Source organism: Terrimonas ginsenosidimutans (genome assembly GCF_022012415.1).
GTDB lineage: Bacteria > Bacteroidota > Bacteroidia > Chitinophagales > Chitinophagaceae > Terrimonas_A > Terrimonas_A ginsenosidimutans.
The window spans coordinates 1-13046 of the sequence record NZ_JAKLTR010000035.1; the positions used below are offsets into that span (position 1 = coordinate 1).

At 45.3% G+C, this 13046-nt stretch carries 12 protein-coding genes and 1 tRNA gene; 9 read left to right on the forward strand and 4 right to left on the reverse strand.

Annotated elements, in window-relative coordinates; translation table 11 throughout:
- Positions 1-726 precede the first annotated feature (726 nt).
- The 5 genes from LZZ85_RS27790 to LZZ85_RS27810 all read left to right on the forward strand — a co-directional run bounded on the left by LZZ85_RS27790 (position 727) and on the right by LZZ85_RS27810 (position 4841).
- Positions 727-2484, forward strand: a complete 1758-nt coding sequence (locus tag LZZ85_RS27790; RefSeq protein ID WP_237877329.1) for a thiol-activated cytolysin family protein — start codon at positions 727-729, stop codon at positions 2482-2484.
- 24 nt (positions 2485-2508) lie between these two features.
- A complete protein-coding gene (locus LZZ85_RS27795; protein ID WP_237877331.1) occupies positions 2509-3096 on the forward strand; it encodes a hypothetical protein in 588 nt (195 codons plus the stop codon).
- 37 nt (positions 3097-3133) lie between these two features.
- Positions 3134-3634, forward strand: a complete 501-nt coding sequence (locus LZZ85_RS27800; RefSeq protein ID WP_237877333.1) for a hypothetical protein — start codon at positions 3134-3136, stop codon at positions 3632-3634.
- A 40-nt stretch (positions 3635-3674) separates the two neighbouring features.
- Positions 3675-4133: a hypothetical protein gene (locus LZZ85_RS27805; protein WP_237877336.1), complete on the forward strand. Its 459-nt coding sequence runs from the start codon at positions 3675-3677 to the stop codon at positions 4131-4133.
- 129 nt (positions 4134-4262) lie between these two features.
- Positions 4263-4841, forward strand: a complete 579-nt coding sequence (locus tag LZZ85_RS27810; protein WP_237877338.1) for a dihydrofolate reductase family protein — start codon at positions 4263-4265, stop codon at positions 4839-4841.
- Positions 4842-4896: 55 nt separating this feature from the next.
- Here LZZ85_RS27810 and LZZ85_RS27815 read toward each other — a convergent pair whose 3' ends face one another.
- The 4 genes from LZZ85_RS27815 to LZZ85_RS27830 form a co-directional block, all read right to left on the reverse strand.
- Positions 4897-5511: an outer membrane beta-barrel protein gene (locus LZZ85_RS27815; RefSeq protein ID WP_237877340.1), complete on the reverse strand. Its 615-nt coding sequence runs from the start codon at positions 5509-5511 to the stop codon at positions 4897-4899.
- A gap of 1348 nt (positions 5512-6859) precedes the next feature.
- Positions 6860-6931: transfer RNA gene (locus LZZ85_RS27820), tRNA-Glu, on the reverse strand.
- A 67-nt stretch (positions 6932-6998) separates the two neighbouring features.
- Positions 6999-7748 carry a LytR/AlgR family response regulator transcription factor gene (locus LZZ85_RS27825; protein ID WP_237877342.1) on the reverse strand — a complete coding sequence of 250 codons (750 nt, stop codon included), beginning with the start codon at positions 7746-7748 and terminating at the stop codon, positions 6999-7001.
- On the reverse strand, positions 7741-8766 hold the full coding sequence (locus LZZ85_RS27830; protein ID WP_237877344.1) for a sensor histidine kinase: 1026 nt from the start codon (positions 8764-8766) through the stop codon (positions 7741-7743). Before LZZ85_RS27830 ends, LZZ85_RS27825 begins: the two co-directional genes overlap by 8 nt.
- Before the next feature lie 147 nt (positions 8767-8913).
- Here LZZ85_RS27830 and LZZ85_RS27835 point away from each other — a divergent pair, with 147 nt between their 5' ends.
- The 4 genes from LZZ85_RS27835 (at position 8914) to LZZ85_RS27850 (ending at position 13040) form a co-directional block, all read left to right on the forward strand.
- Complete coding sequence (locus tag LZZ85_RS27835; RefSeq protein WP_237877346.1) at positions 8914-9417, forward strand: VanZ family protein; 504 nt, start codon at positions 8914-8916, stop codon at positions 9415-9417.
- A gap of 279 nt (positions 9418-9696) precedes the next feature.
- Complete coding sequence (gene gap / locus LZZ85_RS27840; protein WP_237877348.1) at positions 9697-10710, forward strand: type I glyceraldehyde-3-phosphate dehydrogenase; 1014 nt, start codon at positions 9697-9699, stop codon at positions 10708-10710.
- A gap of 376 nt (positions 10711-11086) precedes the next feature.
- Positions 11087-12283: a phosphoglycerate kinase gene (locus LZZ85_RS27845; protein ID WP_237877350.1), complete on the forward strand. Its 1197-nt coding sequence runs from the start codon at positions 11087-11089 to the stop codon at positions 12281-12283.
- Between the two features lie 100 nt (positions 12284-12383).
- Positions 12384-13040 carry a hypothetical protein gene (locus LZZ85_RS27850; protein ID WP_237877353.1) on the forward strand — a complete coding sequence of 219 codons (657 nt, stop codon included), beginning with the start codon at positions 12384-12386 and terminating at the stop codon, positions 13038-13040.
- Positions 13041-13046: the final 6 nt, after the last annotated feature.

The window sequence follows — 13046 nt, forward strand, 5'->3', positions numbered from 1 at the left end:
CGTCTGAGCCACACCGCAGGTGTGCGAAGGCGCCAAAAAACTGTCTGAGCCAGCACGCCAATCAATTCCACATACTCCTCCGGCGAGTTTTTTTTGGTGCAGGTGACATCCTCCCATTTTTAGCCATTTTTTCCCAGCCTTGATTTTTTTTTGTTACTTTTTTTGCATCAAGGCAAAAAAAGTAAACGGAGTCTTTCGACCTCCCGTCGAAAACAAGAGACCTTGCCCGCCCGGCAAAAAACGTAAACGGAGTCTTCGAGGCAACCCGTCGAAAAAAACGCCTTGCCCGCCCGGCAAAAAAAGTAAACAGAGTCTTTCGACCTCCCGTCGAAAACAAGAGCCCTTGCCCCTCCGGCAAAAAGGCAAGCAGAGCCCTTCGACGCTCCCGTCGAAAAACCTCTCAAACATCCCCTTCAAACAACAACAGGATCACCTCAAACGATCCCCCGTTTGAGGTAATTTTCCAACTTATAGAATCAGATTTTTGGACGTCTTTCAACAGTTACCTAGATTGGATCATTGGATTTTCTATGGCCATCATTGTAAACATGCACTACCACATTCAATGAAGCCGACAGGTTACTGATTGTTTTTGATCAGACAGCACATTGCTGGTCATTTACAATAGCTCTATATAGTCATCTCTATCAATCAACTTATATCCGTTCTGGTAAACGGGTAAACAATGAAACCGGTATGCACCATACAAGTAATTTAAATTTCTGGATGAGAACATCAATGTCCGCAGTGCTGATATTGATGAACATGATCGCAATGGCCCAGATAAAAGACAAAAAGATTGTAACCAATCCCAGGATCTCGGACAAGGTCGTGACGCAGCCGAAAACGCAAAAAAAGACTGAGACATCCGGTAAAAAGCAGGCAACCGATATAAATGTTTCAAAGGAGTTGAATAAGGATATGGCGAATGTGCTGCGTTATGGAACTCCGATCGTCACCACGGTTGGCGGTACAAAAGTGACTACGTATATCGAACCATTGGACAGGTTGAAGGCGACCACCAGATCAGATAGAAATCCGAAGGCAAGAAATAAAGGGACAAAAGAAGACAATGGTCTGATCTGTACCGACTATACTGTTTCATTGAGCCCCGAGTCTGAAAGCTTTGATGCGCCATTGGCGGACAAGATGTCTCATACGTATCCCGGTGCTGCCTATAACTATAACGATTATATCAAGAACAATACACAGCCTCCGCATAACAAATCAAAGCGTAATCCAATAATTCTTCAGGTTTCATCCAGCAGCGGGAATGGCAAGCAGATCCTTGTCAATGATCCCACAAAGAATAACCTGGACGAAGCAGCGGGACAGTTGAAATATTCCTTGCCTAAGCAAGCCAATAACCTGAGTACGGAGATCTATGTGCAGACCATCGTTAATGAAGCCACGTTTGCATTAAATGTGGAAGCTGGCGGCGGCGGATATGGATTTAAGGCGAGTGGAAAATTTGGGTTGAAATTCGACAGTAAGAAGACCTATATGAGCATCGATGCGAAGCAGAAGAACTATGTCATCACGGCCAACAGGCCTGATGGAGCGGAAGGTGGTTTCTATGTCGATGAAGCAGAGAATGCAAAGAATGAGAATGTGTATATGTCATCTGTGACCTATGGAAGAAGAGTGATCGGCATTATCGAAACCGAACTTGACCAGGAGCACATGGAAGTGGGCGCTAAAGCGTCGTATGAGGGATTTGGATTTTCAGCCAATCTCGGGCTGGGTATTGTAGATAAGATGAGCCGCGGAAAAACAACGGTCCGGCTATTATTCATTGGCGGGAACGGAGATGTGATCACGATCCCTAATCCGACAGCATCCTCCGTGCAGGCGACGATCAATCAATGGATGACGAATACGTCTTCGCAGGCAGCAGTTCCGATCGAGTATACCTTCAAGAATATGAAGGATATCGGGATGCGCTGGGAAAGTGTAGCAAGCAATATCAATTATCAGCAATGCGTACCGAAACCACCTGAAGCTGCGGCTCCACAGCCATGGGACATTGCTGTTACGCTGAACAGCATCAACAACAGTAAAAGGGAAACGGTCAGATTGGGGATTTCTCAATCTATTGGGGTCGCCATCAACAATGACTGGAAACACGAAAATGCAGGATTGGACAAACCGATCATCTGCTGGATGGAAGGTTGGAAAGGATGTCAAAAGCCGCCCGATATAGATTTTAATAAACCACACCGTTTTGGTGAAACAAGGAATTATACCATCAGTCATGATGAGTATATGCAGAATCCATTATTCAGGGTGGAAACACAAAGGATCGTTACATACCGTACAAGTGTTGGAGGAAGTAAGAACGAGAATAATCAGAAACAAAGAACGGATAAGCGCTTGAAAGATATGGGCTCTGTTTCATCGTTTGATGTACCGGTTCATATCAATGGAAGGATCTTCACCTTCAATTACACAGTTAAGGTGACGCAACGTCCTCCGGATAGATAATACTTAACCTCTAAAATGATCAACATGAAAGCAATAATAGTTATAGTAATGCTCGCGTTTGTGTCGCTTCCTTCATGGGCGCAGTGCAAGGAAAATATTACGGGTCAGCAAATGAAGAAGGGTATGTATATCAGTACCCGGCTTGGTCAGGATGCCAAAGAGTATGCTGCGGAAATTCTTTCTGCCGACGGAACAAGTTTTTCCTGCCGCTTTCTTCATTCCAGTTCAGTATATCAGTTTGTTGATTTTAAAAGAGCAAGCGATGGGCCTGTGACGAGGATGCAGGCTACTGTTAAATCGAGTAAAGGAGGAGGTTTTGCTGCCGGTACAGTCTTTATAGTAAATACATTCATGCTGGACCCTGAACCCTGTGATCTTGCAACAGCCCCGGTCACAGGTAAGTTTTATGACGTCTTTGCAACTTTTGCTGCAGATGGTAAAACCTATCTCGCCAGAATCCGCAAAAATGCTGCTGGATATACAGTCTTTTTCGTTCACTCCTCTGCGCAATACACAACTGACGAAAACTTCAAGGTTTTAACTGTAAAAGGTGGGGGATACAAAGTTGGCAGCACGATGGTCGTCAAACACGCGCGGATCCTTCAATTTTAGCAAGGGCCGGCACATTCAACCCGGGTAAATTTTCATTATGAGACTGAGAAATTCCTTTTTCCTGTGCGTACTGATCTTCCTGTGTGCAAGGAGTGCAAATGCCGCTGGGTATTGTTCGGCTGTATCGGTTGACACCAACGGCAAACAATTCCGTCCGCCGGATCGTTTTCCGGTGGAAAAACAGTTTCAGGTATTATCGGAAGACAAAGAGCATCGCCTCCCGGATGTCAGGAAGGGAGATGTGATCCGCATTTCCACAAAGAATGGATTGAAACATTATCGGAATAAGCGATTGCTGAATACCTATAAAATAATACCACAGCCAGCGACCATTACCATACAGCCGCAGTGCAAAGTGGCGCCATGCCCACCGATCGATACCCAGGTACTCGTTTACTATATGGGAAGCGCTGAGCGATATATTGACATCAGAAACAATTCCCTCCTGATCTCGGACAGCAGCTATAAGGATCAGGATACTTCGAAGAAAGCATTGCGCCTGAAATGGAAAAAAGCCTATGGGCTCGGTTCTAAATAATCTGAGAACACCTCATTCGCATTCTCATCAAATTGAAATTATGAAAGCATTTATCCTGGCCGGATTTTTATTGTTCAACCTCAGTAATGATAGTAATAATCCTGCTGATGAAGCAATGAGTGTAAACCTGACCAGGGAGAAAGCGGTTCCAGCGCCGGAACTATCCATCTCATTCCCGAAGAATAACCAGAAAGTTCGTGGTGCATATAAGATCTACGGGAAAGCAAAACCCGGATCAGTTGTTGAGTTGCATGTTTCCAGCTCATATTTCAAAACAACCCGCGATGAACGGAAAAAGATTGCAAAAGGAGAAGGACCTGTGGCGAGAATGAACAGGAAATTTTCCCTGAAGGCTGATCGTAATGGGACATGGCTGCTTAAGGAAATCGAATTGCTGAATGCGGGATGGGAAGAAACTTTTATTATCAAAGCAACCGCAGATAAGAAGAGCGTATCAATACGCGTCTATGACAATACGAGGCCGGTGCGAATTGACTGATCTCCTCTGCACGCGAAAGTATTTCTTAATACGTGTCGCTACACCCCGGCAGAGCCTTACGAGTTCCAAAAATCCTGCATCTTCTTCTACTTTCTGGCATGATCTTCCCGACATCTACCAGAAACAGCTATGCGTAAACTGATCTTTGAGGAGTTTATCTCACTGGATGGACTTGCGGCCGATGAAAACGGAAGCACCAGCTTTTTTGAATCAGCCACCCTGAACAAACATTCGGATGAAGAGCAGTTGAAATGGCTTGATACAATTGATACAATATTGCTTGGTGCGAATACGTACGAAATGTTCGTTCAGTTCTGGCCAACAGATCAGTCGAAGGGGGAATTGGTCGCGGATAAACTCAATACACTTCCAAAGCTTGTTTTTTCCAAAAGATTAAAGGAGGCGCCATGGGGAAATTATGAACCTGCGCAACTGGTTGATACCGATGCTGCCGAAACGGTAAGGAAGCTTAAGCTTGAAAATGGAAAGGATATGGTTTTATGGGGAAGTATTTCTCTTGCACAATCGTTGATGAAAGCCGATCTGATCGATGAATACAGGATACGGATCGTTCCGGTTGTATTAGGGAAAGGCCGGCCTCTTTTTGAAAATAGTGATGTAATGGATTTTCAATTGGACGAGGTGAAGAAGTATGAATCAGGTTTGCTTCTTCTTAAGTATCGAAGGAAAGCATCCGTTGGTCAGTAGTCTTTTTCATAAGGAAAATCCGGCAGCGGTTTTCTGCCGGATCTGGGTTTAATGGTTAATCGATATTGATGATAGGGATATTTAAACTCAGGCTGAAATTTCTGCTTTTGACTGTTCCGTTATTTCCCCTGCCCATGTTGGCTAAGCCGAGATCATACTGGATCTTGAATATATTCAGTTGTAAGTTGATGCTAACTCCGTAGTCGATTTTTTTCAGTTCATTACTGAAATCTATTTTCTCCTTGTTCCCATTTCCTACTCTGTATTTCTTCTTGCCCGACAACACATAAGCTGCATAAGGTCCAACGCCTATGCCATAGGGGCCTCCTAGATAGGTTACAGGAAGATTCAGTTGAATGGTGGTCAGTTTAAAGTCAGCTACGGATGGTCCCAGTATGGTTGATTTTGAAGCACCTCTTTTCATCAATGTAAGTGTTGGAAGAACTCCGTACGTATCACCGTCTTCTTTGTACTCTTTTGCATCAAATGGAATAAAGACTCCCATACCAAAATGAACGTTGAAGTTTCCACTGCCCTCCTGTCTTTGTCCGTTCAGCATATGTTTGAATCCGGATGAATTAATGCCACCCAGAATGTCGAGACGTTGGGCGTTTGAATGTTGGAAAATGGCAACCAGTGCAATTAGTGTGAAGAGTTTTCTCAGTTTCATTTTGGTGAGCTTTTTTATGATGGAATGAATTGTTCGCAGTAGCGATATTCGGTGCTGCTGATAATTGCAGCAGTTTCATTCCTCAAAATTGAAGCATAGTGGAGAGAATAGAAATAGGGATAAGAACGCTTTCTTGTAGGTATATGTACCTATTGCTGGGGAATGTTTGCAAGAAAGCAATTTCCTGTTTTTGTTTTCCCTTGAGATGGGGTTTCAGTTTTAATTAAGGAAACAAATAAGTCCCAATGTTTTGGAGAACAGTTTTGATTTTTGACCGGCGTATCAGGAGCGCGGCGGACGCAGCGATACGCAACGGACGCGGCGAAACAGCCATGGAAAGTATTGTATTTCGTTGCGATCGCCGCGTATCGCTGCGTCCGCCGCGTCCCCTATACGCCAGTCGGACTTTAGCAGATGAGCATTGTGTTTGGGGGATACGCCAGAAAGCTCTTTGATGAAATACGATTGATCCGTAAAGTTGAGTTGAGGATAAAGTTTGCCTGCTTTAATGTGCGGCAATGAAGCCTGGAACCGAAGAATGTTGCAATAGGCTTTTAAAGAGATCCCGAATTGCTGGTGAAAGTAACGGCTGATCTGCCGTTGGCTCCAGAATACTTTTGCTGAAAGTTCCTGAACGGGGATCTCTCCATTTGTTGCAAAGATGTTTTAAATGGATCATATTGAAAAGTTGGGTGATGTTCTGCAAAATGGCTTGGGTTGAAATGTTCCGGATGAGCATCGCTCGCATAAACTTCTGGCGGCCCTTCCACCGTAGCAAAGCGGAGGAGGGAACCTGGGCCAGTCGCCCAAAAGATTTATCGCCCTCAGTGTGTCAGCTTGTCACCATTTTTCACTGCCTAAGATCCCGTCAAACTTTGGACGGCCAAAGGACGACCAAGAGACGAACTAACGACGACTAACAAGGATTTCAAAAACACGCGAAGTTTGGCCTTGAATGATTATCATCAGTGAACACATCAGCTGGCTTCTCGTGCCAGAATGTCGTATCTAAGGAGCATATATCGCTTCAAGGCGTGCTCCCGTTTTTTGTGCCCGATCAGACAGCTATCGCTTAAGAACCTGTAAGTGGACAAGTGATAATAACCCGTTTGCAGAATACCGGCAAGCCTGATTACATCAGGCGAGGGACCGAAGCAAAAGCAAAAACTTCAAACTTTTAAACCATTAAACATTTAGACAACCATCCCACAACTTTTACGCTTGATCCTTTAAAATTCAGGTTGCTTTTCATTTCGGGAATTAGGTCCTGTAAAAGGAATGTAATCCGTAACCCGGGGACTACGGATTACATAAAAAAAGACCCCGCATTTGCGAGGTCTTTTCCTTGTAGCCCGTACGAGATTCGAACTCGTATCACCACCGTGAAAGGGTGGTGTCCTAACCCTTAGACGAACGGGCCGTTTTCGGGAGTGCAAAGATAAGGGCGCAGATATTTAACGCCAAAAGTTTTTGAAAAAAAATAGAAATTATTTTTCGCCTGTCTTGCCGGAATGGTCATCGCGGATGCCAATAAGCTGCTGAAAACGTTCTTTGTAGGTATTCCCGATGGGCAGGTACACCTGATTGATGATCACTCTGCCGCGGCTCAGAAAATCGATCCTGTCTTTGTTGATGATATAGGATTTATGTATCCGGATAAATCTTCCTGCAGGAAGTCTTTCCTCCATGTTCTTCATGCTTTCCAACGTAAGAATTTTGGACGAATGAAGATGAACAGCTATATAATCTCGTAATGCTTCGAGGTAGAGGATCTCATCAAGATCAACTTTCTGGATCCTGTATTCCGTTTTTATAAACAAGTGTTCCTGTACTGGTAAACTCTTTTCGTGTGCAGGCTTGTTTTCCTGGCTAATGCGGAGCTTTGTTTTTTGAATGGCTGCCAGGAAGCGGGCAAAGGTAACAGGCTTCAGAAGGTAGTCTATTGCATTGTAGTTATAGCTGTCGGCGCCATACTGGGGATAGGCCGTGGTGAAGATGACCCCGCAACGGCTACCCGCCAGTTGCATAAATTCAAAGCCGGTCATTTCAGGCATTTGGATATCCAGCAGGACGAGGTCGGCCCCTCCGCGCTGGATCAGCGCAAGCGCTTCCTGCGGGTGAGTGGTTTCCAGCACAAGTTCAAGATCAGGAGTTTTGCGTACGTAGTCAGCGATCAGCTTAACTGAAAGCAATTCATCATCCACTACCACACATCTGATCCGAGGGGTTTCATTCATGATCAATTTCCAGTTTTACCATAAAAAATACAGGTCCGTCCATTATTGAAAGCTGGTGTTTGCCGGGAAAAAGCAATTCAAGTCTGCGCTTTACATTCTGCAGGCCTATTCCTCCTGATGCATCTTTTCGGTGAGCGCTTTTTTTGTTCTGGCAATAAAACGTTGTTTGCCGGGCGACAGTTTGGATCGACACGATGATCTCATCATCTTCCGGTGCGCCATGCTTAAAGGCATTCTCTACAAACGGGATCAGCAACAGCGGGGGGATAAAGATCCTGTCTGTTGGTCCCTGTACTTCGAATTTCGAACGGATGGCGCCTTCCTGTTTCAATTCCTGCAATGAAATATACTGCCGGATATAATGCACTTCCTTTTCCAGTGGCACATCCTGCGTCGTATCATACAGCATATAGCGAAGCAGATCGGAAAAGCCCGCGATTGCTTCCAGTGAATTGGGCGATTGAAGATAGACAAGGGAATAAATATTGTTCAATCCGTTGAATAGAAAATGCGGGTTGATCTGCGACCGTAAAAAAGATAATTCCGATTCCCTGTTCTGCAGTGCCAGTTCTTTTTGCTGTATCTCCCTGAAATAAGCGTACCGGATAAAATAAACCGCGATGCCGTATATCAAATACAGGATGATATAGAAGAGGTGATCGAGGAAGTAGGATCTTAGCCTGGGGAATGAGGTATTGGCAGACCGTAATTTCCAGTTTGCCAGGCCTTCCAGCCAGTATCCGAGGAAAAAGACCATTGGCAGGATGATCAATAATGCCAGTAAGATCCGGCCCCATTTCTTATCCGGATAAAAACGAAAGAAGAGGAAGTAGGGGATCAATGCAAAGAGAGAAGATCCGGCGATATCGATCAGCCTGCGTGCGAGCCCGATACGTGTATCAACCCCGCCAATGAATCGTGAATTGCCGTGAATGATATAGGGCATATCATAGGCGAGATGCAGCAGTATATAGAATGCTGCAAAAATGAAGATGAACAATAAGGGTTTCAGTCGCATGCTTTTATTAAGAAAAGCTAAAGTCAGCAATTCCACCCGTCCGGCAAAGAGAATTCATTTCAGTTCGTAGATACAATCCCGCAGTTGGTAGAAAAGGGTTGCTGCGGCTGCGCTGCACGCCCAGATTTGCGGTTAAATCTCCTGAACATGAAAGCAAATAAAGCGATCCGGGTTGTAGGTTGTATGCTGATCCTGGTCAACCTGGCAATACTCACAAAGTATATCCTGTTCAAACGACCTGCCGATACGATACATGTATTGAAGAACGTCGAGAAATACCCGCGGCCCTCTTTTAAGCATGGGCAAAGAGAGAACTGGGTATTGTTCGCATCGATCCATAAGATCTATTACAGTCGCATGGATGACATGTACAAGTTCATGAATATCGGAGGCAATATCCTCGGGTTCGTTCCGCTGGGTTTTCTTCTCCCGCTGGTATTTTTCCGGAGAGGAAGGCTGGTATTAACGGTGGGGACTATTTTTCTTATCAGTTTCTTATTCGAATCTGTGCAACGCTATACCGGGCTGGGTGTTTTTGATGTCGATGATCTGCTGCTGAATACAGTGGGTGGATTATTGGGGTATATATTCTACCTGTTGATGCCGCCATTCCAGCGCCGGAAAGAAAATGCGGTAATGGCTATTGGTTGACTGTTAGTTCATTAAGCAGGATCGGCTTATGTGCTGGCGTAAGAGTATCGCAAAGATCACGCAAAGTGCGCTAAGAAATCTTTGCGGCCTTTGCGTGATCTTTGCGCGCTTTGCGATACTCCTGTTATCCGTTGACCGTTAATGCCGTCGGTGAACGGTCAACGGACAATGGACAACGATTTCCGTGCAGGACGGCACAGGAGTGTTTTTTCCAACTATTTCCCATTTTCCCCGCAAACCTGTAACTTCGGCCCTCTTTTAAAACTAAAATATTCCGAAATGAGCACAGTTAAAGTTGCTATCAATGGTTTCGGGCGCATCGGCCGCCTTGTTTATCGCCAGATATACAAAATGGAAGGCATCGATGTAGTGGCCGTTAATGACCTCACCAGCCCCAAAGTTCTTGCTCACCTCCTGAAATACGACAGCGCGCAGGGCCGCTTCGATGCTGACGTAAAAGCTACAGAAAACTCTATCGTTGTAAACGGTGACGAAGTAAAGATCTATGCACAAAAAAATCCTGCTGAAATTCCATGGAAAGATCATGGAGTAGACGTTGTTCTTGAGTGCACTGGTTTCTTCACAGATAAAGATAAAGCTGCAGCACACATTACTGCCGGTGCAAAAAGAGTCGTGATCTCTGCGCCTGCAACAGGTGATCTCAAAACGATTGTTTTTAATGTGAATCATAATACACTCGATGGCAGCGAAACTATTATCAGCTGCGCATCCTGTACCACCAACTGCCTTGCGCCAATGGCACAGGTACTGGAAGAGAAATTTGGTATCGTGAACGGTTTGATGACAACCATCCACGCATACACGAACGATCAGAACACACAGGACGCTCCTCACCCGAAAGGTGATCTGCGCCGTGCACGTGCTGCTGCTCAGAACATCGTGCCTAACAGCACTGGTGCTGCTAAAGCGATCGGCCTCGTTCTGCCAAGCCTGAAAGGTAAACTCGACGGTAGCGCACAACGTGTTCCAACCCTCACCGGTTCTCTCACTGAAGTAACGGCTGTTCTCGGCAAGAAAACAACTGTAGAAGAACTGAATGCTGCAATGAAAGCTGCCGCTAACGAAAGCTTCGGTTACACTGAAGACGAGATCGTAAGCAGCGACATCATCGGTATCGCTTACGGTTCTCTGTTCGATGCTACCCAAACACGCGTACAAACAGTGGGCGATACCCAACTCGTTCGTACAGTGGCCTGGTATGACAACGAAATGAGCTATGTGAGCCAGTTGGTTCGCACGGTGAATTATTTCGCGAAAATGATCTCGAAGTAAGGATCGATGATCGTTGTCCGTTGATCGTTGACCGTTGACCGGTTTTACAGCAGAAGCGTGAGCGAAGCTCGTAAACCAGTTTGCATGCGGATAATGTACTACATCTTAGAATACTATTAAAAAGCCCTCTTTCCGGAGGGCTTTTTACGTAAAAAATATGTCTTTTAGATTAGTTTGCAGCTGTCGCAGATGCTGCGGCTGTTCCGTCGGTCAACGGACAACGGTCAACGGTCAACGGTCAACGGACAACGGTCAACGGACAACGGTCAACGGACAACGGTCAACGGACAACGGTCAACGGACAACATCTCCGGAAACAATTGGCCACATTTTTGACGCCTCCCTTATCTTTGAACACAATTAACACCGAATCAAAATGTCAAAATTTTCAGATCATAATTTCAAAGACCAGAAGGTCCTTATAAGAGTGGACTTCAATGTGCCCCTTAACGATAAATATGAGATCACCGATGATACACGTATCACTGCTGCTATCCCTACGATCGAAAAGATCCTGAAAGATGGCGGCTCGGTAGTATTGATGTCTCACCTCGGACGTCCGAAAGACGGTCCGACAGAAAAGTATTCCCTGAAGCACCTGGTCAGCCATTTGTCTGAACTACTGAAAGTGAAAGTGATCTTTGCCAATGATTGTATTGGTGAAGAAGCGACTACGGCTTATGCGGCTTTACAGCCCGGGGAAGTGTTGTTGCTGGAGAACCTTCGTTTTTATAAAGAAGAAGAAAAAGGAGATAAGGCCTTTGCAGAAAAATTGTCGAAGCTCGGTGATGTTTGGGTGAATGATGCATTCGGTACGGCGCATCGTGCCCATGCTTCTACTGCGGTGATCGCTGAATTCTTCCCGGCGGATAAAAGATTCTTTGGTCTGCTGATGGAAGGGGAAGTGAAAAGCGCGGAAAAAGTATTACACAGTGCAGAGAAACCTTTTGTCGCGATCATTGGTGGAGCGAAAGTGTCTGATAAGATCCTGATCATTGAAAACCTGCTGGAGCAGGCTACAGATATTATCATTGGTGGAGGCATGGCTTATACATTCATGAAAGCAGAAGGCGGCAATATCGGCAAGTCTCTCTGTGAAGATGATCGCCTTGACACAGCCCGTGAATTGCTGAAGAAGGCAGAGGCAAAAGGTGTTTGCATTCACCTGCCTTCTGATTCTGTGATCGCTGATAAATTTGCAGCAGATGCAGAAACATCTGCTGCTCCAAGCAATAATATCCCGGATGGTTGGATGGGATTGGATATCGCAAGCAATGCGGTTGAACAATTCTGCAATGTGATCAGCAAGTCGAAAACCATTTTATGGAATGGTCCGATGGGAGTTTTCGAAATGGAGAAGTTTCAGCACGGCACCAAAGCTATTGCCACTGCGGTAGCTGATGCAACGCAGAAAGGCGCGTTTTCCCTTGTCGGAGGTGGTGATTCGGTAGCCGCGGTGAACCAGTTCGGCTTTGCTGAAAAAGTGAGCTATGTGTCCACCGGTGGTGGCGCAATGCTGGAATATTTCGAAGGAAAGACCTTGCCGGGCATCGCAGCAGTTCAAAAAGCCTGATTTTTAAGGAGATAAGATTTTTTAAAAGAACCGGTCAGAAAATGGCCGGTTCTTTCACTTTTAATGACCACTTCAGATTAGCTTTGTCTCACTTATGAGAATGAAAAAAGTACAACCTTACCTCCTTGCCCTGATGCTGGTAGGCGCTGTTTCCTGTCAGAAAGAAGTGGATTATGTAGACCTCGGGAATAATGATCCCAATAACCCCACGCCCGGTCCGGGTAATCCTTCCAATCCGTCCAATAATTCAATTATCGGCACCTGGCGTTTTGTAAAGCTGATAGGTGTGTCTATAACCGATATTGAGATGACGGAAAGCGGTATTTCGACCAGGATGGTATCCCGGATGCTCATCGATTCGAAAGATGAAAGCGGTACATTGAAGATTGACGAAACGACAATGACAACCGACAGGGTTAAATATTCTGCATCTACCATGCTCGAGTCGACGATGTATGTGGCGGGAATTCCAGCAAATAACTTCTCAACTCCCTACAGTTTTGTTTCTCCAGAAACAAGCGGATCAACTAAGTATAAAAAGATCACTGCTGATTCAGTCTTCGTGGAGTCCAGCTTTGTAAATCTTGACCAGGGCGGTTCTCCGGTTGCAACAATCCCGTCGGGAGCAAAGATCTCCTGGTCGAAGGATACAATGATCCTTAGAATGAGAGAAAGGCAAACACAAACGATCGACGATGCGGGAACACCTGTTAGGTTGGCGGTAGAGTTTGATTTCAAAGCTAAATATGTAAAATGATAAAAG

Excerpts from the sequence above, each read along its gene's own strand:
- LZZ85_RS27830 (WP_237877344.1), bottom strand. The coding sequence starts at position 8,766 with ATGCGACTGAAACCCTTATTGTTCATCTTCATTTTTGCAGCATTCTAT.
- LZZ85_RS27800 (WP_237877333.1), top strand. The coding sequence starts at position 3,134 with ATGAGACTGAGAAATTCCTTTTTCCTGTGCGTACTGATCTTCCTGTGT.
- LZZ85_RS27810 (WP_237877338.1), top strand. The coding sequence starts at position 4,263 with ATGCGTAAACTGATCTTTGAGGAGTTTATCTCACTGGATGGACTTGCG.
- LZZ85_RS27790 (WP_237877329.1), top strand. The coding sequence starts at position 727 with ATGAGAACATCAATGTCCGCAGTGCTGATATTGATGAACATGATCGCA.
- LZZ85_RS27835 (WP_237877346.1), top strand. The coding sequence starts at position 8,914 with ATGAAAGCAAATAAAGCGATCCGGGTTGTAGGTTGTATGCTGATCCTG.
- LZZ85_RS27850 (WP_237877353.1), top strand. The coding sequence starts at position 12,384 with ATGAAAAAAGTACAACCTTACCTCCTTGCCCTGATGCTGGTAGGCGCT.
- LZZ85_RS27815 (WP_237877340.1), bottom strand. The coding sequence starts at position 5,511 with ATGAAACTGAGAAAACTCTTCACACTAATTGCACTGGTTGCCATTTTC.
- gap (WP_237877348.1), top strand. The coding sequence starts at position 9,697 with ATGAGCACAGTTAAAGTTGCTATCAATGGTTTCGGGCGCATCGGCCGC.
- LZZ85_RS27795 (WP_237877331.1), top strand. The coding sequence starts at position 2,509 with ATGAAAGCAATAATAGTTATAGTAATGCTCGCGTTTGTGTCGCTTCCT.
- LZZ85_RS27845 (WP_237877350.1), top strand. The coding sequence starts at position 11,087 with ATGTCAAAATTTTCAGATCATAATTTCAAAGACCAGAAGGTCCTTATA.
- LZZ85_RS27825 (WP_237877342.1), bottom strand. The coding sequence starts at position 7,748 with ATGAATGAAACCCCTCGGATCAGATGTGTGGTAGTGGATGATGAATTG.
- LZZ85_RS27805 (WP_237877336.1), top strand. The coding sequence starts at position 3,675 with ATGAAAGCATTTATCCTGGCCGGATTTTTATTGTTCAACCTCAGTAAT.